At 72.4% G+C, this 18,083-nt stretch carries 23 protein-coding genes; 9 read left to right on the top strand and 14 right to left on the bottom strand.

Annotation, left to right across the window (positions count from 1 at the left end; genetic code table 11):
- Window positions 1-106: 106 nt before the first annotated feature.
- Entirely contained in the window at window positions 107-1,519 is a 1,413-nt protein-coding gene (gene dacB / locus CFP65_RS21875) for a D-alanyl-D-alanine carboxypeptidase/D-alanyl-D-alanine-endopeptidase (protein WP_104817775.1), read from the bottom strand.
- Window positions 1,520-1,682: 163 nt separating this feature from the next.
- On the opposite strand from dacB, the gene CFP65_RS21870 reads away from it, so the two are divergent.
- Window positions 1,683-2,171, top strand: coding sequence for an inorganic diphosphatase (locus CFP65_RS21870; RefSeq protein ID WP_104817774.1), 489 nt, complete (start codon window positions 1,683-1,685; stop codon window positions 2,169-2,171).
- Window positions 2,172-2,276: 105 nt separating this feature from the next.
- Here the strand turns inward: CFP65_RS21870 and CFP65_RS21865 are convergent, their stop codons facing one another.
- From CFP65_RS21865 to CFP65_RS21855, 3 genes are all read right to left on the bottom strand, one after another.
- Window positions 2,277-2,492: a dodecin gene (locus CFP65_RS21865; RefSeq protein ID WP_104817773.1), complete on the bottom strand. Its 216-nt coding sequence runs from the start codon at window positions 2,490-2,492 to the stop codon at window positions 2,277-2,279.
- Between the two features lie 80 nt (window positions 2,493-2,572).
- On the bottom strand, window positions 2,573-3,532 hold the full coding sequence (locus CFP65_RS21860; RefSeq protein WP_104817772.1) for an asparaginase: 960 nt from the start codon (window positions 3,530-3,532) through the stop codon (window positions 2,573-2,575).
- Between the two features lie 67 nt (window positions 3,533-3,599).
- Window positions 3,600-4,259, bottom strand: a complete 660-nt coding sequence (locus CFP65_RS21855; RefSeq protein ID WP_254552508.1) for an ABC transporter substrate-binding protein — start codon at window positions 4,257-4,259, stop codon at window positions 3,600-3,602.
- Between the two features lie 386 nt (window positions 4,260-4,645).
- Between CFP65_RS21855 and dtd the strand changes: the two genes are divergently transcribed.
- Complete coding sequence (gene dtd, locus CFP65_RS21850; RefSeq protein ID WP_104817771.1) at window positions 4,646-5,080, top strand: D-aminoacyl-tRNA deacylase; 435 nt, start codon at window positions 4,646-4,648, stop codon at window positions 5,078-5,080.
- Between the two features lie 7 nt (window positions 5,081-5,087).
- On the opposite strand, the gene CFP65_RS21845 is transcribed toward dtd, so the two are convergent.
- From CFP65_RS21845 to CFP65_RS21835, 3 genes are read right to left on the bottom strand one after another with little or no spacing between them, the layout of a single operon-like run.
- The gene (locus CFP65_RS21845; RefSeq protein WP_104817770.1) at window positions 5,088-6,065 is read right to left on the bottom strand and encodes a folate-binding protein YgfZ; all 978 of its coding nucleotides are present in this window, start codon (window positions 6,063-6,065) and stop codon (window positions 5,088-5,090) included.
- 30 nt (window positions 6,066-6,095) lie between these two features.
- Window positions 6,096-6,566 (bottom strand): Fur family transcriptional regulator, encoded by a 471-nt coding sequence (locus CFP65_RS21840; protein WP_104817769.1) that lies wholly within the window; start codon window positions 6,564-6,566, stop codon window positions 6,096-6,098.
- Between the two features lie 57 nt (window positions 6,567-6,623).
- Window positions 6,624-7,208, bottom strand: a complete 585-nt coding sequence (locus CFP65_RS21835; protein WP_104817768.1) for an FABP family protein — start codon at window positions 7,206-7,208, stop codon at window positions 6,624-6,626.
- A 280-nt stretch (window positions 7,209-7,488) separates the two neighbouring features.
- Here CFP65_RS21835 and CFP65_RS21830 point away from each other — a divergent pair, with 280 nt between their 5' ends.
- Window positions 7,489-7,851 carry a DsrE family protein gene (locus tag CFP65_RS21830; RefSeq protein WP_104817767.1) on the top strand — a complete coding sequence of 121 codons (363 nt, stop codon included), beginning with the start codon at window positions 7,489-7,491 and terminating at the stop codon, window positions 7,849-7,851.
- Here CFP65_RS21830 and CFP65_RS21825 read toward each other — a convergent pair whose 3' ends face one another.
- The 6 genes from CFP65_RS21825 to CFP65_RS21805 form a co-directional block, all read right to left on the bottom strand.
- Window positions 7,852-8,133: a DUF3099 domain-containing protein gene (locus tag CFP65_RS21825; protein WP_104817766.1), complete on the bottom strand. Its 282-nt coding sequence runs from the start codon at window positions 8,131-8,133 to the stop codon at window positions 7,852-7,854.
- Between the two features lie 66 nt (window positions 8,134-8,199).
- Window positions 8,200-8,493 (bottom strand): DUF1416 domain-containing protein, encoded by a 294-nt coding sequence (locus CFP65_RS21820; protein WP_104817765.1) that lies wholly within the window; start codon window positions 8,491-8,493, stop codon window positions 8,200-8,202.
- A gap of 79 nt (window positions 8,494-8,572) precedes the next feature.
- Window positions 8,573-9,406 (bottom strand): sulfurtransferase, encoded by an 834-nt coding sequence (locus tag CFP65_RS21815; RefSeq protein WP_104821033.1) that lies wholly within the window; start codon window positions 9,404-9,406, stop codon window positions 8,573-8,575.
- Window positions 9,407-9,650: 244 nt separating this feature from the next.
- Window positions 9,651-9,731, bottom strand: a complete 81-nt coding sequence (locus CFP65_RS42545; RefSeq protein WP_350529122.1) for a putative leader peptide — start codon at window positions 9,729-9,731, stop codon at window positions 9,651-9,653.
- A gap of 199 nt (window positions 9,732-9,930) precedes the next feature.
- Complete coding sequence (locus tag CFP65_RS21810) at window positions 9,931-10,593, bottom strand: hypothetical protein (protein ID WP_104817764.1); 663 nt, start codon at window positions 10,591-10,593, stop codon at window positions 9,931-9,933.
- A gap of 195 nt (window positions 10,594-10,788) precedes the next feature.
- On the bottom strand, window positions 10,789-11,034 hold the full coding sequence (locus CFP65_RS21805) for a MoaD/ThiS family protein (RefSeq protein WP_104821032.1): 246 nt from the start codon (window positions 11,032-11,034) through the stop codon (window positions 10,789-10,791).
- A gap of 639 nt (window positions 11,035-11,673) precedes the next feature.
- On the opposite strand from CFP65_RS21805, the gene CFP65_RS21800 reads away from it, so the two are divergent.
- On the top strand, window positions 11,674-12,405 hold the full coding sequence (locus CFP65_RS21800; RefSeq protein WP_104817763.1) for a response regulator transcription factor: 732 nt from the start codon (window positions 11,674-11,676) through the stop codon (window positions 12,403-12,405).
- A gap of 34 nt (window positions 12,406-12,439) precedes the next feature.
- Here the strand turns inward: CFP65_RS21800 and CFP65_RS21795 are convergent, their stop codons facing one another.
- Window positions 12,440-12,829, bottom strand: coding sequence for a nuclear transport factor 2 family protein (locus CFP65_RS21795; protein ID WP_104817762.1), 390 nt, complete (start codon window positions 12,827-12,829; stop codon window positions 12,440-12,442).
- Between the two features lie 96 nt (window positions 12,830-12,925).
- Between CFP65_RS21795 and CFP65_RS21790 the strand changes: the two genes are divergently transcribed.
- The 5 genes from CFP65_RS21790 (at window position 12,926) to CFP65_RS21770 (ending at window position 18,049) form a co-directional block, all read left to right on the top strand.
- Entirely contained in the window at window positions 12,926-13,372 is a 447-nt protein-coding gene (locus CFP65_RS21790) for a MarR family winged helix-turn-helix transcriptional regulator (RefSeq protein WP_104817761.1), read from the top strand.
- A 98-nt stretch (window positions 13,373-13,470) separates the two neighbouring features.
- A complete protein-coding gene (locus tag CFP65_RS21785; RefSeq protein ID WP_104817760.1) occupies window positions 13,471-14,496 on the top strand; it encodes a LacI family DNA-binding transcriptional regulator in 1,026 nt (341 codons plus the stop codon).
- Window positions 14,497-14,633: 137 nt separating this feature from the next.
- Window positions 14,634-15,731: a S1C family serine protease gene (locus CFP65_RS21780; RefSeq protein ID WP_104817759.1), complete on the top strand. Its 1,098-nt coding sequence runs from the start codon at window positions 14,634-14,636 to the stop codon at window positions 15,729-15,731.
- A gap of 102 nt (window positions 15,732-15,833) precedes the next feature.
- The gene (locus CFP65_RS21775) at window positions 15,834-16,601 is read left to right on the top strand and encodes a response regulator transcription factor (RefSeq protein WP_104817758.1); all 768 of its coding nucleotides are present in this window, start codon (window positions 15,834-15,836) and stop codon (window positions 16,599-16,601) included.
- Entirely contained in the window at window positions 16,598-18,049 is a 1,452-nt protein-coding gene (locus CFP65_RS21770; RefSeq protein ID WP_254552507.1) for a cell wall metabolism sensor histidine kinase WalK, read from the top strand. Before CFP65_RS21775 ends, CFP65_RS21770 begins: the two co-directional genes overlap by 4 nt.
- Window positions 18,050-18,083 lie beyond the last annotated feature (34 nt).

Here is an 18,083-nt window from a genome sequence, read left to right as displayed (position 1 = left end):
TGCCTGCCCTGGTTGCACTATCCGTTGATGGTGCAACTGGCTACCCGGACGAAGTGGCGCGTCCGCCTCTCCCGACCTCGCGCAGTTCCCCGCGCCCCTGAAAAACTCACTGGCATCCGCAGGAGGCGATCTTCGCGACGATCCGGTCCACCGCGCTGCGGGCCTGGTCGGCCGGGGCGGTGGTCCTGGTCATCATGGCGAAGACCAGCACCCGGCCGTCCTGGTCCACCACCGTGCCTGCCAGCGTGTTGATCCCGCTCAGGCTGCCGGTCTTGGCCCGGACGATGCCCGCGGCGCTCTGCGCGCCGGAGCTGGCGCCGAACCGGCTGACCAGGGTGCCGGTGAAGCCGGCGATCGGCATGCCGGTGAGCACCGGGCGCAGCTCCGGGTGGTCCGGGGCGGAGGCCAGGCCGATCACCTTGGCCAGCACCAGCGGCGGGATCAGGTTCTGGGTGTGCAGGCCGCTGCCGTCGTGCAGCACCACGCCGGTCATCGGCAGGCCGAGCTTGGTGAGGGCGTCGGTCACCGCCGTGACCGCGCCGTCGAAGCTGACCGGCTGCTTGGCGGCGATCGCCACCTGCCGGGCGATCGCCTCGGCCAGGGTGTTGTCGGAGGTGGTGAGCAGCCGGTCGACCAGCCGGGGCACGGTCGGCGAGAGGATCTTGCCGAGCTGCTTGGCCCCGGGCGCCGCCTGGCCCTTGGCGGCCTTGCCCTGCACGGTGATGCCCTGGCCGCCGAGCAGGGCCGCGAAGGCGTCGGTCGCCTGGCCCACCGGGTCGAAGACCCGAGCCGGGGCCTCGTCGGTGGAGAGCGGGTTGATCCGGCCCTCGTCGACCATCAGCGGCACCACGGCCGCGATGTTCATCGAGTCGTTCTCCTTGTGCAGGATCGGGCCGGAGTAGATCGAGGTGTCGAAGCTCAGCTTCACCGAGGTGGTGCCGGCCGCCTTGAGCGCGGCGGCGGTCTGCTTGGCCAGGTCGGCCAGCGAGGCCGGGGCCGAGTCCTCGTCCACCGGCATGCCGCCGATCCGCACCTGGTCGCGCGGCAGGTTGGTGACGGTCGGGTCTCCCCCGCCAACCAGCACGATCTCGCCCGGGTTGGCGCCGGCCACCACCGTGGTGGGGATCCGGGTCTCGGCCGGGATGAGCGAGAGCGCGGCCAGGCTGGTGAGCAGCTTGGTGGTGGAGGCCGGGGTGGCCGGGGTGGATTCGCCGTTGCCGTACAGGAACTGGCCGGTGGCGCCGTCGGCCACGGCGAAGGTCAGCGTGCCGAGCGCCTTGTCCTGGAGCAGCGGGCCCAGCTCGCGCTGCAGGCCGGCCGTGGTGGGCAGGCCGTCCGAGCCGCCGTCCACCGCGGCGAGCACCGGGCCGGCCGTGGCGACGGCCGCCCGGGTGCCGGCCGGCGGCGCGGCGGCGGGCTTCCCGCTCGGCTGGGCGGGCTTGGCCCCCGCCTTCTCGCTCGGCTTGCCCGCCGTACTGCTGTGGCCGGGGGCGGGGGTCGGCGCGGCGGCAGCGCTCACCGCATGGCCTCCCGCCGTCAGGGCCACCCCCAGCACCCCCGCGAGCGCCACCCTGCGTCCACGTCCCGCCCCTGCACCTTGCCGCACCGACCGGCCCCTTTCCTGAGCACACCTTGCCGTAGGAGACACTTGGATTCTGTCAGTCCCTACCTTGGAGGAACCGTTGGAGTTCGACGTCCTGATCGAGATCCCGAAGGGCTCGCGGAACAAGTACGAGGTCGACCATGAGACCGGTCGCCTCCGCCTCGACCGGATGCTCTTCACGTCGACCCGCTACCCGGCGGACTACGGCTACGTCGAGGGCACCCTCGCCGACGACGGCGACCCGCTCGACGCGCTGGTCATCCTGGAGGAGCCGACCTTCCCCGGCTGCCTGATCAAGTGCCGCGCGATCGGCATGTTCCACATGACCGACGAGGCCGGCGGCGACGACAAGCTGCTCTGCGTCCCCGCGACCGACCCGCGCTGGGAGCACCTCCAGGACATCCAGCACGTCTCGGAGTTCGACCGCCTGGAGATCCAGCACTTCTTCGAGGTCTACAAGGACCTGGAGCCCGGCAAGTCCGTCCAGGGCGCCGACTGGGTCGGCCGCGCCGAGGCCGAGGCCGAGATCACCGCCTCGATCAAGCGCCTGGAGGAGTCCGGCCACTGAGCCGGCCCCACCCTTCCGGTCCCTTCCGGGGCTGACGAGGCCGGGGTGAGCGTCCCGATCGGACGCCCACCCCGGCCTTTCCGCTGCCCGAAGGCCCGGACGGGGTCAGTCCTCCTCGTCCAGCCGGAAGCCGAGCTTGAGGCCGACCTGGTAGTGGGCGACGGCGCCCTCGGCCAAGTGGCCGCGGATCTGGGTGACCTCGAACCAGTCGAGGTTGCGGAGGGTGCGGGACGCCCGGTCCACGCCGTTGCGGATGGCGGCGTCGATGCTCTCGGGCGAGGAGCCGACGATCTCGGTGACGCGGTAGACGTGGTCGGTCATGGGTTGCTCCCTCGGGTGCGGCACGGCCCCCCGGTCCACCGTGCCGCACCCGAGGGCGCCCCGCACCCCCGGATCCTCCGTCAGAAGGCCGCCCGGACGGCGCCCACGACCGCGCCGCCGCCGTGCAGCGGGGAGTCCTCCAGGCGGGCCAGGGTCTCGGCCGGCACCTGGGCGCCGAGCCGGCGCAGCGCCTCGGCCAGCACCGGGCCGCGGGCCCGCTCGGCGCCGTCGTCGATCTTGAAGGCGAGGGCCCGGCCGTCCGGCAGGGCGGCCACCTGGACGGCCTCGGCGCCCATCTTGGCGAGCAGGCCGGGGACGGCCCGCATCAGCCAGGTGTCGGCGCGGCGGGTGCCGGCCACGTACTCGGGGTGGGCCCGCATCGCGTCGGCCACCCGGCGGCCGGGGGTGCCGGGCTCGGCGGCCAGCAGGGCGCGGTAGCCCCGGGCCAGGCCGGTCAGCGAGACGGCCCAGAGCGGGGCGCCGCAGCCGTCGGTGCCCCGCGCCGTCGGGGTCTCGCCGGTGTACTCGGTCAGGGCTCCGAGCGCCAGCCGCTGCACCGGGTGCTCCGGGTCCAGGTAGCCGGCGGTGTCCCAGCCGTTGGCCACGCAGGCGGCCAGCCAGCCGGCGTGCTTGCCGGAGCAGTCCATCAGGATCGGCGCGCGCTCGCCGCCCGCGCGCAGCACCGCTTCGGCCTCGACCTCGTCAAGTGGCAGGTCGGCCGGGGTGCGCAGATCGGCCTCGGTGAGGCCGGCCGTGCCGAGCAGCTCGCGGACGGCCGCCAGGTGGAAGGGCTCGGCCGAGTGGCTGGAGGCGGCCAGGGCCAGCGGGGCACCGTCCAGGTCCAGCCCGGCGCGCAGGGTGGCGACGGCCTGGAACGGCTTGCCGCAGGAGCGCGGGAAGACCGGCTCCTGCGGGGTGCCGAGGGCCAGCTCCACCGAACCGTCGCGGGCCAGCAGCACCAGTGAGCCACGGTGGTGGCCCTCGGTGAAGCCGGAGCGTATGACGTCGGCGAGGACGGGCAGGGCGGAGGTCTGCGGCATCGGAGGGTGCTCCACGGGTGAGGCTGGCTTGAGGGTGTGGGCCCGGGCCACCCGCCTCCGTGGGGGCTCAGCCGCCGGTGAGCAGGTCGTCGACCCGTGCTTCCCCTTCACGGTACCTGCGGGTGATCTCCGCACCGCAGTCGTCGGCCGTGCGCTGGAGCCGCTGGCGACGGCCCGAGACCTCCCGTTCGTGCACCGCCAGGCGCTCGACGGCGGCCAGCAGCTCGGCGGTGGGGTGGGCGGCCAGATCGGCCAGTTGGACGTCACCCATCAGCTCGTCCGCCTCGCGCTGGTACCGCTCGCCGCGCGGCGGGCCGAGGGTCAGGTGGCGGGCCGGGCGGCGGACCGAGGCGGGGGCGTCGGCCAGGATCGCCGGCAGCCGGTCGAGCAGCAGCTCCTCGGCCGGGGCGGTGGCGGGCGCCGACTCCGGGCCGGGGGCGTCCCGCCGGGCCAGCTCGGCCCGCAGGATGTCGGTGCGGCCCTGGAGCAGCCGGCGCAGGTACGAGAGGTCGGCCTCCTGCTCCAGCGCGTCGCGGCGCAGCAGCCGCAACTCCGCCAGCCGGAGCACCCTGAGCTCCGCCGGCTCCGAGGCGGCCAGGCCGGCCCGCTCGGCGAGGTCGGTGCGCCCGGCCGGGCCCGCCCGCTCGGCGAGGTCCGCCCGCGCCGCGAGGTCGGTCCGCTCCGCGAGGTCCGTCCGCTGCTCGTGGGCCGTGCTGCTCGCGTCCATCAACCAACCACCTGCCGCTGTCCTGGTCACGCTGCTCCTTGCCCCTGCACTCACGGCGGGGTGAGCCCTCGTCACTGGTGCACGCGCGGCACGCCCCCCTGAGTTCCCCCGGGCCGACGGCACCACCCACACGGGCGACCTCGACCGACACGGACGTTCGATCCGATCGAACGACGGGGGCCCTCAGCCCGTGCCGCCCCACAGCCTGCCACTGGGGCGTCAGCCGCGCACGGCCCGGCCACCCGAACGGCCCCCTGGCGAACGGGGGTGGCTGATACGACTGGCGCAAACCGCAGGTGGCGGCGCCGGCCCGTCGCACCACTCCGGCGCGCATCGCATCGGACGCGCCCCCCGAGCGGGCTGCGCGCTCCGGCAGAATGGCGCACATGCGAGCAGTGGTGCAGCGAGTGACCGAGGCCAGGGTGACGGTGGACGGCGAGACCGTCGGCGCGATCGAGGAGCCGGGCCTGTGCGTCCTGGTCGGGGTGACCCACGAGGACACCCCCGCCAAGGCCGCCCAGCTGGCCCGCAAGCTCTGGTCGCTGCGGCTCTTCGAGGGAGAGGAGGCCGAGCTCTCCTGCTCCGACTTCGGCGCCCCGCTGCTGGTGATCAGTCAGTTCACCCTGTACGGCGACGCCCGCAAGGGCCGCCGCCCCACCTGGAACGCCGCCGCCCCCGGCCCGGTGGCCGAGCCGCTGGTGGCGGCCGTGGTGGCCGAGCTCCGCACGCTGGGCGCCAAGGTGGAGACGGGCAGGTTCGGCGCCGACATGAAGGTGGCCCTGGTCAACGACGGCCCGTTCACCGTGCTCCTCGAAGTCTGAGCCCGGCCTACTGCGGGACGACGACCTCCTGCGCGGCCGGGACGCTCCCGGCCACCAGCACGGCGTCCACGGGCACGTTCCGCTTGACGATGCCCAGCGCGATCGGGCCCAGCTCGTGGTGGCGGGCCGAGGAGGTCACGAAGCCCAGCGCCCGGCCCTCCGGGTCGGAGGCCAGCCGCAGCTCGGTGCCGTGCGGGGGCAGCGACTCCTCGGTGCCGTCCAGGTGCAGGAAGACCAGCCGGCGCGGCGGCTTCCCCAGGTTGTGGACGCGGGCCACCGTCTCCTGCCCCCGGTAGCAGCCCTTCTGCAGGTGCACGGCGGTGCGCAGCCAGTCCACCTCGTGCGGGATGGTCCGGTGGTCGGTCTCGAAGCCCAGCCGCGGCCGGTGCTGCTCGACCCGCAGCGCCTCGTACGCCCAGACGCCGGCCGCCGGGCCGTACCCGGCCGTGAGCTCGGCCAGTCGCTCGCGCGGCAGGAAGAGGTCGGTGCCGTACGGCAGCGAGCGGACGGCCGCCGCGCCCTCGACCGGGGCGGTCGAACCGGCCGGCAGGTGCACCAGGGCGTACTCGGCGGTGGCGTCCGCGACCTCCACCCGGTACATGAACTTCATGCTCTCCAGGTACTTGAGCAGCTCGGGCAGGGTGCCCGGCTCGACGTGCGCCCAGGTGGTGGTGCCGTCGTCCACCAGGTAGAGCGCGTGCTCCACGTGGCCGTTCGGGGAGAGGATCAGCGCGTCGGCCGCCTGCTGCGGGGGCAGCGCGCTGACGTGCTGGGTGAGCAGCAGGTGCAGCCAGGCCAGCCGGTCGGGGCCGGTCACGGTGACCACGCCGCGGTGCGAGAGGTCCACGAAGCCCCGGCCCTCGGCCAGCGCCCGCTGCTCCTGGAACAGGCCGCCGTAGTGGGCCGCCACGCCCTCGTCGGGCCCTTCGGCGGGGACGGCACCGGGCAGGGCGAGGAGCGGGCTCTTCGTGATACCGGAAGTCATACCGGAGAGCTTACGTCGGCCCGTCCGTGCTCAGGCCGGGCCGTCCGCGGCCAGCTTCGCCGTGCAGTCGGCGCAGCGGCCGAAGATCGCGAAGTGCTTGAGGTCGGTGTCGAAGCCGTGCTGCTCGCGCAGGCTGTCGATCAGCGGGGCGGCGATCCCGGTCTCCGTCTCGGTCACCGAATCGCAGTCGCGGCAGACCAGGTGGAGGTGGGTGTGCCGGCCGGCCAGGTGGTAGGTGGGCGCGCCGTGCCCGAGGTGGGCGTGCGAGACCAGGCCGAGCTCCTCCAGCAGCTCCAGGGTGCGGTAGACCGTCGAGATGTTGACCCCGCTGGCGGTCTTGCGCACCTGGTGCAGGATCTCGTCCGGGGTGGCGTGGTCGAGCACGTCCACCGCCTCCAGCACCAGCTGGCGCTGCGGGGTCAGCCGGTACCCGCGCTCGCGCAGGTCGGCCTTCCAGTCGGCGGGGGTCTCCGCCTCGGTGGGGGTGTCCGCGTTCACCATGCAGACAAGTGTAGGGACCGGTCACCGACCGGTCCCTACACCAGCAATACCGCTGTCCTACTTGAAGAAGGCGATGCCGTCGTCCGGCAGGTCGGCGATGTCCTTGATCAGCTGAGCCGGGCTGAGCACCTTCTTGAGCTGCGCCGACATGTACGGCCGGAGCGGCACCTCGGGGGCGGCCTTCTCGCCGACCCAGAGCAGCTCCTCGTTGACCATGCCGTAGAGGCGCTTGCCACCCGAGTACGGAGCCGAACCGTCGATCCGGGCCACGGCGTCGGTGGCCACGTCGATCTGCGGCTTGCCGTCGTGCAGCTTGCCGTACCAGATCTCCACGGTACCGTCGTCGCGGACGGAGGAGATCTCGATCTCGCGCTCGCCGCTGGTGCCGTGCTGGTTGCTCGTCACCCGCCAGAACGCGTGCTCGTTCTCCAGTGGACGCACCTTCTCACCGTCGTTGTCCAGCACCCAGGTCCGGGAGCGGAACTCCAGGAACGGACGGCCGTCGTGACGGAACACGACCTCCTGGCCGAAGTTGCACTTCTCGGAACCGGGGAAGTCGAAGACGCCCGCGCCCTCCCAGGTACCGAGGAGGAAGGCCAGCGAAACGACGTCCTTGTGGAGGTCGGAAGGAATCTCGATCATGGTCCTGGTGTCTGTCGTCGGGTAGGGCTGCCTCAACGGTAAGGCAGAAGTCAGCGCTGGCCCTGGTAGAGCTTCATGACGGAGAAGATGGCGAACCAGGTGATCAGGACGGCCATGAGGGCGAGCAGTCCGTCGAAGAAGATTTCCAGCATGGTCGGCGCTCCCGGATGCGGCGGGGAAATGGGGTCTGGGGGACGGGCGGTAATGCGCCGACGAGTCTATCCGGCAGCGCAGGCCGGGTCTCGGTGAGCCCCGCCACGTCGCCGTTAGGGTGTCGACTATGTCGAAGAAGCTGGTCATCAAGGTCACCGCCGGGGCCGACGCGCCCGAGCGCTGCTCGCAGGCCTTCACCGTGGCGGCGGTCGCCGTCGCCAGCGGGGTGGAGGTCTCGCTCTGGCTCACCGGCGAGTCCTCCTGGTTCGCCCTGCCGGGCCGGGCCGCGGAGTTCGAACTGCCGCACGCCGCGCCGCTGCCGGATCTGCTCGGCTCGCTACTGGTGAGCGGGCAGGTGACGCTCTGCACGCAGTGCGCGACGCGGCGCGGCATCACTCAGGAGGACGTGATCGGGGGCGTCCGGATCGCGGGCGCGCAGGTCTTCGTCAGCGAGATCATGGCCGAGGGCGTGCAGGCCCTCGTCTACTGACTAGGCCGGCCTGTCGGGGTGCTCGTCGTCCGGGTGGTCCCGGTCGTGGCCGGGATCGTCCCAGCGCGGGTCGTCCCAGCGGGGGTCGTTCCACCAGTCGTCCTCCGGGTCGCGCCGGTTGACGGTGATCGCGGCCACCGGCGGGATCACCATGGCGACCACGCACATCCCGATCGCCACCGGCACCGACCAGAAGCGCACCACGCCCCAGGCCAGGACGAAGAGCGCCAGGCAGACGCCCATCATGACGAAGTAGCGCACGTGCCGCCGGTGTCCTCGCACAACTCCACGGTACGGCGGAGGGCCCCCGCCGCGGCAGGGGCCCTCGCACGTTCGGTACTGCCGACCTCAGACCGCGATCGCGACCTCGGTCGGGTTGACCTCCTTGGAGGTCACCACCTGACGGTCGACCGTGGCACCGGGGACGAGCGCACGCAGCGTCCAGGTGCCCGGGCGGGCGAAGAAGCGGAACTGGCCCGTGGCGGAGGTCGGGACCTCGGCCGTGAACTCGCCGTTCGAGTCGAGCAGACGGACGTAACCGTTGACCGGCACGCCGTTCTTGGTCACCGAGCCCTGGATGATGGTCTCCTTGGCCACGTCAACTCCCGAAAGGTCCGGGCCACCCGGCTGTGCACCGCACATGTATGTACTCCTCTATGACGGCACATCCCCGCAGACCCGGGGAGCGCTCATGACTTGGTGGTCGTCGACCGGGGGTTGATCAGTCGCCGATCTCGATCGGCACGCCGACCAGGCTGCCGTACTCGGTCCAGGAGCCGTCGTAGTTCTTGACGTTCTCCTGGCCCAGCAGCTGGTGCAGCACGAACCAGGTGAGCGCGGAGCGCTCGCCGATGCGGCAGTAGGCGATGGTGTCCTTCGCCAGGTCGACGCCCGAGGCGGTGTAGAGCTCGCGGAGCTCGTCGTCGCTCTTGAAGGTGCCGTCGTCGTTGGCGTTCTTCGCCCACGGGATGTTCTTGGCGGACGGGACGTGGCCCGGACGCTGCGACTGCTCCTGCGGCAGGTGGGCCGGGGCGAGCAGGCGGCCGGCGAACTCGTCGGGCGAACGCACGTCGACCAGGTTCAGGTTGCCGATCGCGGCCAGCACGTCGTCGCGGTAGGCGCGGATCGAGGTGTCCTGGGCCTGCGCCTTGTACTCGGTCGCGGCGCGCTCGGGCACGGCGGCGACGAGCTCGCGGGCGTCGAGCTCCCACTTCTTGCGACCACCGTCGAGCAGCTTGACGTCGCCGTGGCCGTACAGCTTGAAGTACCAGTAGGCGTAGCTGGCGAACCAGTTGTTGTTGCCGCCGTAGAGCACCACGGTGTCGTCGTTGCCGATGCCCTTGCGGCTCAGCAGCGCCTCGAAGCCCGCCTGGTCGACGAAGTCACGGCGGATCGGGTCCTGGAGGTCCTGCTTCCAGTCGATCCGGACCGCGTTGCGGATGTGGTTCTTCTCGTAGGCGGAGGTGTCCTCGTCGACCTCGACGACGACGACCTTCGGGTCGTCCAGGTGCTTCTCGACCCAGTCGGCGTCTACCAGGACGTCACTGCGGCTCATGGTGGTGTTCTCCATCCGGGGGCGGTTGAACGGAAGAGGCTGGTCAGCAGGGTCGCGGGAGGCCGCGTCGACTCGGTCGGTCCGAACTTTTGTCCGAATGGTGAGACGTGGTCGAGCGTGGATGGCGCCGTGCTGTCGTACCGGGTACTCAGGTGCGTCTGGCTGCTCGCAAGCGCAAGCGTGCCAGGTCAAGCCGGGGGCAAGGGGTCGAACGGGGCCGGTGGTACCGGTCAGAACCGCTCTGTCAGCGCATTCGACACAGGCAGGCGGAGACGCGGCACAGGTCTACCGCCCGCCGCTTCGTGAGGTCCGCCTGTCGCTTCATGCCGACGATGCTAGGGACCGGGAGTAGGGGCTGTCATCAGCGTGTCGAATATTGAGATGAATCCGCTCACTATTCGGGATTTAGCGCCTTTTCGCAGCTCGGCCCGGCTGGGGCGGCTCCAGCAGACCCCTTGGCGGACCTGGCCGGACCGCCATCCGGGACGGATACCGACAGTCTGTCTCGCTGGTCGGGACGGCGCCTAGGGCACCAGCTGGAGGAGGGGCGCGGCCAGGGCCAGGGGCAGGGCCACCCCGGCGGTGTGGTGCACGAAGCGGCTCGGGAAGTCGTACGAGGCGACCCGGCGCCCGATCAGCGCGGCGGCGGCCGCGACCACCAGCAGCTGCGGCGGGGCGCTGGTCAGCAGGGCCGTGGCCACGGTCGCGCCGGCCAGTGCCAGCACCGCCGGCAGGTGGGCGGCGGCGAGCAGCACGGCCAGCGCGACGGCCGCCAGCGCGGCGGGCAGGTGGGGCGTGCGGGGCAGCGTCGCACAGAGGCCGGTCAGACCGGCGGCCGTGACCAGGACGGTGAGGGAGCTGAACCGTTCCGGCCCGGCCGCCCCCCAGAGCAGCAGGACCGGGACGGCCGCCCCGAGCGCGGCGAACACCGCCGACGGCCCGCCGAGGGCCAGCGCGGCGTCGGCGGCGAAGCCGGTGAGCACCGCCAGCGCAATGCCCTGCCGGGCGGGCCACATCCCGTGCAGGCGGAACCACCCGGCGGCGGTGAGGACTTGGAGCGCGGGAAGGGTCGCGTACGGCGCGAGGGCGAGCAGGCCCGCAGCGGTCGCGGTGAGCGCGGCCGGGATCAACCCGGGCTCGATGATCGGTGAGCGGGTGGGCACCGGCGAGGCTTCGATGGTGACCATGGATCCCTCTCTGATCTCCAGTCAGTTGCACTACCCCAGGGGCGCGGGGAACGGCGCGAGGTCGGAAGGAACGACCTGCAGCCTGCCGCCTCGCTCAGCCCCTTGCGCGCTCGGATAGTGCAACTGAGCTACGGGGAAAAAGTGTCGGGTTCGCTGCTTCCGATCTCGCGCAGTTCCGCGCGCCCCTGACTGTGGTCACCCCCCCGCGAAAGGCGGCAAGACCTCGATGGTGCCGTTCTCGGTCAGGGGGACCTCGGTGTGGGGGCGGGTGCCGACCTGGGTGGAGTCGACCAGGTAGGAGCAGTGGTCGAGCAGGCGCAGGAGTTGGGGGCGGTCCGCGTGGCGGGTGCGGGCGGCGGCGAGGGCCTCGGCGAGGGTGGCGGCCCGGTAGGGCTCCTCGGCCGTGCCGGCGGCGGCCTTGGCGGCGGCCCAGTAGTGGATGGTGCCGGTCGTCACCGTGGGGGCGGCAGGTGCCGTCACCCGCTCGGTTGAAGTCCCGCCCTCGGTCGTGGTCGCGCTCATCGCGGCCCTCCTCTCGTCACTCTGCGGCTCCCATGATGGACCGGAGCCCGCCGCGACCGGCAACCACCCTGGTCGCGGCGGCGGCCGGGCGGGCCCCGGATGTGACGTATCCAGGCCCGGAATCCCTCCCGGTGCGGGGAGTGGTCGGCTATTCTCGTGGCGTGAGGGACCTGGGCAGAGTCGCCCCCGGGTCCTTTTGTGCTTTCAGGACGCACGCACGGACGTCCCGACCGACCGGTGCCCCACCCGCACCGGCCGGTGGGGGCCGCCCCGCGGCGGCGGCACGACGGTGTGCCCCCGGACGGCAGGAGCGGCAGTGCCTGCGCCGGGCCCCTGCCCGGCGCTCGATCAGACCGGAAGGTTCAACGGATGGGCCGAGCAGTGACGGAACGCCCGGGGTCGCGGGACCCCCGGCACGCCGCCGCGCCCGCCCCCGTCCGGCTCCGGTCTCACCGTGCGGACGCGTCGCCCCCACCTGCCACCGCCAGGGTGCCCGCCGCGTGCGACGGCCGGCCCCGCGCGGTGAGCGCGACGACCCGGAAAGGGGACTAACCGGGTATGAGTTCTCTCCTGCTGCTCACCAACGCACTGCAGCCCTCCGCCGAGGTGCTGCCCGCACTCGGCCTGCTGCTGCACAACGTCCGGGTGGCGCCGGCCGAGGGCTCCGCCCTCGTGGACACGCCAAGCGCCGACGTCATACTGGTCGACGGCCGCCGGGACCTGCCGCACATCCGCAGCCTCTGCCAGCTGCTGCGCTCCACCGGGATCGGCTGCCCGCTGATCCTGGTCGTCACCGAGGGCGGTCTGGCCGCCGTCACCGCCGAGTGGGGCATCGACGACGTGCTGCTCGACACCGCCGGGCCGGCCGAGGTGGAGGCCCGGCTGCGGCTGGCCACGGGCCGCCTGCAGGTCGTCAACGACGACAGCCCGATGGAGATCCGCAACGGCGACCTCTCGGTGGACGAGGCGACCTACTCGGCCAAGCTCAAGGGCCGGGTGCTCGACCTCACCTTCAAGGAGTTCGAGCTGCTCAAGTACCTCGCCCAGCACCCCGGCCGGGTCTTCACCCGGGCGCAGCTGCTGCAGGAGGTCTGGGGCTACGACTACTTCGGCGGCACCCGGACGGTGGACGTGCACGTCCGGCGCCTGCGGGCCAAGCTCGGCGTCGAGCACGAGCAGTTGATCGGCACCGTCCGCAACGTCGGCTACCGCTTCGTCATCCCGGAGAAGCCCGAGAAGGGCGAGCGCCCGAGCCTGGAGCAGCGCCCGGTCGGCACCCGCGAGCACTGAGCCCCCGGCGCCGGACAGGCGCCCAGGGCCCGTCTCAGGAGCGTGCGCTGCCGATGTTCCGGTCGGCCTCGCCGCCCGCGAGCATCAGGGTGGTCTCCTCGATCCGGCGGAACCGGCCGTCCTCGGCCAGGTCGGCGAAGACGTAGACCTCGACGCTCACCTCCGCACCGTCCCGCTTCACCAGGTGGACGGTGTGGCGGTCGGCGTACCGGCTGCCGTCGCGCAGCTCCTCGTGCACCTCGATGCGGCCGCTCGCGACCAGGCCGCGGACGTGGGCGATGTGCTCGGTGAAGGCGGCCCGGTCGGCCCACTCGCCGTCGGTGCGCTGGCGGTAGTCGGGGGCGAAGTGGCGGTCGACGGCCTCGGCCAGCGGCAGGCCGGGGGTGAGCAGCAGGTCGGTCAGGGCGGCGCGGATGTCGGACATGGGGGTCCCCTCGATCGGGAAGCGTGCGCTGCGCACGCTTTCTTGGGGATGACCGTAGCACCAGATGCGTGCACCATGCACGCTATTCTTGGATCCATGGAGAACGAGGTGGGCCACCGGATCGCCGACGCCCTGGGCGTCCTGCTCCGGCGCGGCGCCCGCGCCCAGCTGCACCGGGCCCTGACCGAGGGCCTGCACGAGGGCCTGGACGAGCTGACCTACCCGGTGCTCAGCGCGCTGGCCCGGACGGGGCCGCGCAGCGCCGCCGAGCTGGCCGCCGAGGTCGGTCTCGACCGCTCGGGCGTCACCCGCCGGGCCACCCGCCTGGAGGAGGCCGGCCTGGTCCGGCGCGAGCCCGACCCGGCCGACCGCCGGGCCACCCTGCTGGCCCTCACCGGCCCGGGCGAGCAGGTGGTGGCGCAGCTGCGCGAGCGGCTGGCCGCCCGGATCGCCGCGAGCCTGGACGGCTGGGAGCCCGCCGAGGCCCAGGTCTTCGCCCGGCAGCTCGGACGGTTCGTCGCGGAAGGGCCGTTCGGCGGTTGACCCGGTCGGCACGGCCGCGGGGGGCGACTGCGAGAGGCGACTGTGAGACGGGCCATATCCCCCGCATGGGAGCTGGACGACCCGCGTAGACTCCCTCCGTGGCCAAGGTGACGCGCGACGATGTAGCCCGACTGGCTGGGACCTCGACCGCGGTCGTCAGCTACGTCATCAACAACGGGCCGCGCCCGGTCGCGCCCGCGACCAAGGAGAAGGTCCTCGCCGCGATCGAGGAGCTCGGCTACCGGCCGAACAGCGTCGCCCAGGCGATGGCCTCCCGGCGCACCAACCTGATCGGCATGGTCGTCCCCGACGCCCGCCAGCCCTTCTTCGCCGAGATGGCGCACGCCGTCGAACGCGCCGCCTCCGACCGCGGCAAGCTCGTGCTGATCGGCAACTCCGACTACGTCGACGACCGCGAGATGCACTACGTCCGCGCCTTCCTCGGCATGCGGGTCTCCGGGCTGATCCTGGTCAGCCAGGGCGCCCCGCAGCAGGCCGCCAAGGAGTTCGCCGCCATAGAGGGGGCCAAGGTGGTGCTGCTGCACCGCCGCCCCGAGGCGATCGACGACGTCTCGGTGGTCACCGACGACGTGGGCGGCGCCGAGCTGGCCGTCCGTCACCTGCTCGAGGTCCACGGCTACCCGACCGTCGCCTGCTTCGGCGGCCCGGTCGACACCCCCGTCCCCGGCGACCCGGTCATCGACCACGTCGAGGGCTGGCAGCGCGCGATGGACGCCCACGGCCTGCCCAGCGAGCACCTGCTGGTCGACGCCCCCTTCCACCGGTACGGCGCGTACGAGGTGGCCCTCGGGCTGCTGCGCTCCGCCGACCGGCCGCGGGCGATCTTCTGCTCCACCGACGACCAGGCGATCGGCGTGCTGCGGGCCGCCCGCGAGGTGGGCCTGCGGGTGCCGGAGGACCTGGCGGTGGCCGGCTTCGACGACGTGCCCGAGGCCGCCCTGGCCGACCCGCCGCTCACCACCGTCGCCTCGGACCGGGACGCGATGGCCCGGGCCGCCGTCGACCTGGTCCTGGACGACTCGCTGATGGTGCCCGGTTCGGACACCGAGCGGGTGCGGAAGTTCCCGTCCCGGCTGGTCGTGCGGCGTTCCTGCGGCTGCTGAGGCCTTCCCTCCGGCCGCTGCCGCCCTTCCCGGGCCGGCTACGGGCTGACCAGGCTTTATGAGAACTCAACGGGCTTCTCGGACCGTTCTGACCCGGCTCTCATCCGCTCTTCATCCGGCGGGCCGAAGTTTGGTCCATGACCGAGCAGCAGCGTGACTCCGCAGAGCAGACCACCCCCGGTGCGTACGCCTACCCGGGCCCGCACGATGCCGAGGGCACCGTCATCCCGGGCACCGTCCTCGACAGCTCGACCACCGAGCCCCCCTCGGCCCGGGGCAGCCACGCCCGGCGCGGCTTCCTGAAGAGCCGGCTCGCCCTGGTCACCGCCGTGGCCGCCGTCGCCGCCGTGCTCGGCGGGGTCGCGGGCGGGGTGCTCGCCGACGGGCGGGACGGCTCCCGCAGCGCCGCCGGCTCCAGCACCATCGTCAGCCCGGTGTCCGCGAAGTCCGACGGCACCGCCGACGCCGCCGCGATCAACAAGGCCGTCTCCCCCAGCGTCGTCCAGATCACCGTGAAGACCGGCTCCGGCACCGCAACCGGCACCGGCGTGATCCTCACCGCGAACGGCCAGATCCTCACCAACTTCCACGTCATCTCCGGCGCCGTCGACGAGGGTGGCCAGATCACCGTCACCTTCAAGGACGGCTCCACCGCCACGGCCACCGTGACCGGCACCGACAAGAAGACCGACATCGCCGTGATCACCGCCCAGGGCGTCAGCGGCCTCACCCCCGCCACCCTCGGCAACTCCGACAGCATGGACGTCGGCGACTCGGTGGTCGCCATCGGCAATCCCGAGGGCCTGACCGGCACCGTCACCTCCGGCATCATCAGCGCCAAGAACCGCCCGGTCACCGTCCAGGTCGACGAGGGCACCACCCGGGGCAACGGCGGCTTCGGCTTCCCGCAGCTCCAGGGCTTCAACGGCTACAACTCCTTCGGCTTCGGCGGCTCGGGCAACTCCGGCAGTTCGAAGTCCGCGGCCGGCGACACCGCCACCTACAAGGCCTTCCAGACCGACGCCGCGATCAACCCCGGCAACTCCGGCGGCCCGCTGATCAACGCCAACGGGCAGGTGATCGGCATCAACTCCGCGATGTACTCCGGTTCGAGCTCCGGCTCCGGCTCGGGCTCGGGCTCCAGCGGCGCGGGCAGCGTCGGCCTCGGCTTCGCCATCCCGATCAACGACGTCAAGCAGGTGCTCCCCCAGCTCCAGGCCGGCCAGAACGTCTGACCCGCGTTCCTCCCCCGCGCCCGCCCGGGACGGCGGACAATGGGGGCACCCGTCCCGCTCCACACCCGCAGCAGCTCAAGGACTCAGAAAGGGCCCGCGCCCATGACTCCCCCCGCCGACGACCGCACCCCCGAGGCCCTGGCCGCCCCCGCCCGGCTCCTCGTGGTCGACGACGAGCCCGCGCTGCGGGACGCCCTGGAGAGCAGCCTCGCCTTCGAGGGCTACGAGGTCCTCACCGCCACCGACGGCTACGAGGCCCTCGACGCCGTCGAGCGCGAGCGCCCCGACCTCGTCCTGCTCGACATCATGATGCCGCGGATGGACGGCCTCACGGCCGTCCGCCGCATGCGGTCCCGCGGTGACACCGCCCCCGTCCTCATGCTCACCGCCCGCGACGCCGTCGGCGACCGCGTGACCGGCCTCGACGTCGGCGCCGACGACTACCTGGCCAAGCCCTTCGAGCTGGACGAACTCCTCGCCCGCGTCCGCGCCCTGCTCCGCCGCAACGCCATCGCGGCCGAGGCCGCCCGCGCGGCCGTCGAGGAGGACGACAGCGAGGTCCTCGCCTTCGGCGACCTGCGGATGAACACCGCCACCCGGGAAGTCACCCGGGAGGGCAAGCCGATCGAGCTCACCCGCACCGAGTTCATGCTGCTTGAGATGTTCCTGTCCCACCCGAGGCAGGTGCTGACCCGGGAACAGATCCTCAAGGCCGTCTGGGGCTTCGACTTCGAGCCCTCGTCCAACTCCCTGGACGTCTACGTGATGTACCTGCGCCGCAAGACCGAACAGGGCGGCATGCCGCGCATCATCCAGACGGTTCGCGGTGTCGGCTACGCCCTGCGCCCAGCCGCGGGCGCCGCTGCGTGAAGCCTCTCCGGCAGTTGGCCACCTGGTTCCGCGCGCGGTCGCTGCGGACCAGGCTGGCCATGCTCACGGCTGCCGCCGTGGCTGTGGCGATCGCGCTGGCGGCGTTGGCGTGCTACTTCCTGGTCGCGGACCGGCTCCACCAGCAAGTGCGCGACAACCTCGCCAGCGCGCCGGCTTCAGTCTTCGAGATTCCCAAGACCCCCGCCGGCCAGACCCCCAAGTGCGGTGCCACGCCCCAGGAAGCCCAGGACGTTCCCACCGGCTACCCCGCCGGGCCACCATTCCGCTGGCCCATGGAAGTGCTGTTCACTCAGGAGTCCGAGTTCTGTCTCCCCCAGGGCTCGACCAAGGGGATCGTCTTCGAGCAGAACGACCTGACCGTACTCGGCACTCATGCCGCCATCTTCCGTGAGGGGAAGTTCGTCGACGGCGCCTCGGCGTTGGTCCGGGTGACCGCGTTCGGCAGCCCCCGTGAACAGGCCGTCCTGCTTACCGCCGTGCCCACCGGGAGCGTGGAGGACTCCCTCCGCGGCCTCGCCCTCATCCTCCTCGGCGTAGCCGCCCTCGGAGTGGTCGGTGCCGGCGTCACCGGCCGCATCGTCGCCCGCTCGGCACTCAAGCCGGTGGACGACCTCACGGACGTGGTCGAACACATCGCCCGCACCGAGGAGGTCGGCTCCACCATCCCCGTGCACGGGAGCGACGAGATCGCCCGGCTCTCCTCCTCGTTCAACTCCATGAGCACGGCCCTCGCCAACTCCCGCGACCGTCAGACCCGTCTGATCGCCGACGCCGGACACGAACTCCGCACGCCCCTCACTTCCCTCCGCACCAACGTCGACCTCCTGATCCGCAGCGATCAGACCGGTCGGGCCCTCCCGGAGGCGACCAAGACCAAGATGCTGGGCAACATGAAGGCGCAGATGCAGGAACTCACCCTCCTGATCGGCGACCTGCTCGAACTCTCCCGCCCGGACTCCGCGAAGCGGGAGCGCCCGCACACCGTCGTCGCCCTGCACGAGATCGCCGACCGCGCCGTCGAACGGGCCCGCCTGCGCGGCCCGGGCCTGCACTTCGAACTCGACATCCACCCCTGGTACGTGGCCGGCGACCCCGCCGCCCTCGAACGGGCCGTGATCAACCTGCTCGACAACGCCGTCAAGTACAGCCCGCCCGCCAGCACCATCGAAGTCCGCCTCGCCCACGGCACCCTGACGGTCCGCGACCACGGCCCGGGCATCCCCCCGGAGGAGCTCAAGTACGTCTTCGACCGCTTCTGGCGCTCCCCCTCCTCCCGCCAACTCCCCGGCTCCGGCCTCGGCTTGTCGATCGTCGCCCAGACCGTCGAAGACTCCGAGGGCACCGTCACCCTCGGCCCCGCCACCGATGGCGGCCCGGGCGCCCTGGCCACCGTCCGCATCCCCGGCCAGGCCGACGTACCGCAGTGACCTCGATTATCGACATATCCACCACCTGACCACA

The organism is Kitasatospora sp. MMS16-BH015, assembly GCF_002943525.1.
Taxonomy (GTDB): domain Bacteria; phylum Actinomycetota; class Actinomycetes; order Streptomycetales; family Streptomycetaceae; genus Kitasatospora.
The sequence above is the reverse complement of the archived record's forward strand: the minus strand, read 5'-3'. Positions and strand labels throughout refer to the sequence as shown.

Coding starts and splice junctions, on each gene's coding strand:
- CFP65_RS21865 (WP_104817773.1), bottom strand. CDS start 2,492: ATGACCGACCACGTCTACCGCGTCACCGAGATCGTCGGCTCCTCGCCC.
- CFP65_RS21860 (WP_104817772.1), bottom strand. CDS start 3,532: ATGCCGCAGACCTCCGCCCTGCCCGTCCTCGCCGACGTCATACGCTCC.
- CFP65_RS21855 (WP_254552508.1), bottom strand. CDS start 4,259: ATGGACGCGAGCAGCACGGCCCACGAGCAGCGGACGGACCTCGCGGAG.
- dtd (WP_104817771.1), top strand. CDS start 4,646: ATGCGAGCAGTGGTGCAGCGAGTGACCGAGGCCAGGGTGACGGTGGAC.
- CFP65_RS21845 (WP_104817770.1), bottom strand. CDS start 6,065: ATGACTTCCGGTATCACGAAGAGCCCGCTCCTCGCCCTGCCCGGTGCC.
- CFP65_RS21840 (WP_104817769.1), bottom strand. CDS start 6,566: ATGGTGAACGCGGACACCCCCACCGAGGCGGAGACCCCCGCCGACTGG.
- CFP65_RS21835 (WP_104817768.1), bottom strand. CDS start 7,208: ATGATCGAGATTCCTTCCGACCTCCACAAGGACGTCGTTTCGCTGGCC.
- CFP65_RS21830 (WP_104817767.1), top strand. CDS start 7,489: ATGTCGAAGAAGCTGGTCATCAAGGTCACCGCCGGGGCCGACGCGCCC.
- CFP65_RS21820 (WP_104817765.1), bottom strand. CDS start 8,493: ATGTGCGGTGCACAGCCGGGTGGCCCGGACCTTTCGGGAGTTGACGTG.
- CFP65_RS21815 (WP_104821033.1), bottom strand. CDS start 9,406: ATGAGCCGCAGTGACGTCCTGGTAGACGCCGACTGGGTCGAGAAGCAC.
- CFP65_RS42545 (WP_350529122.1), bottom strand. CDS start 9,731: ATGAAGCGACAGGCGGACCTCACGAAGCGGCGGGCGGTAGACCTGTGC.
- CFP65_RS21810 (WP_104817764.1), bottom strand. CDS start 10,593: ATGGTCACCATCGAAGCCTCGCCGGTGCCCACCCGCTCACCGATCATC.
- CFP65_RS21800 (WP_104817763.1), top strand. CDS start 11,674: ATGAGTTCTCTCCTGCTGCTCACCAACGCACTGCAGCCCTCCGCCGAG.
- CFP65_RS21795 (WP_104817762.1), bottom strand. CDS start 12,829: ATGTCCGACATCCGCGCCGCCCTGACCGACCTGCTGCTCACCCCCGGC.
- CFP65_RS21790 (WP_104817761.1), top strand. CDS start 12,926: ATGGAGAACGAGGTGGGCCACCGGATCGCCGACGCCCTGGGCGTCCTG.
- CFP65_RS21780 (WP_104817759.1), top strand. CDS start 14,634: ATGACCGAGCAGCAGCGTGACTCCGCAGAGCAGACCACCCCCGGTGCG.
- CFP65_RS21775 (WP_104817758.1), top strand. CDS start 15,834: ATGACTCCCCCCGCCGACGACCGCACCCCCGAGGCCCTGGCCGCCCCC.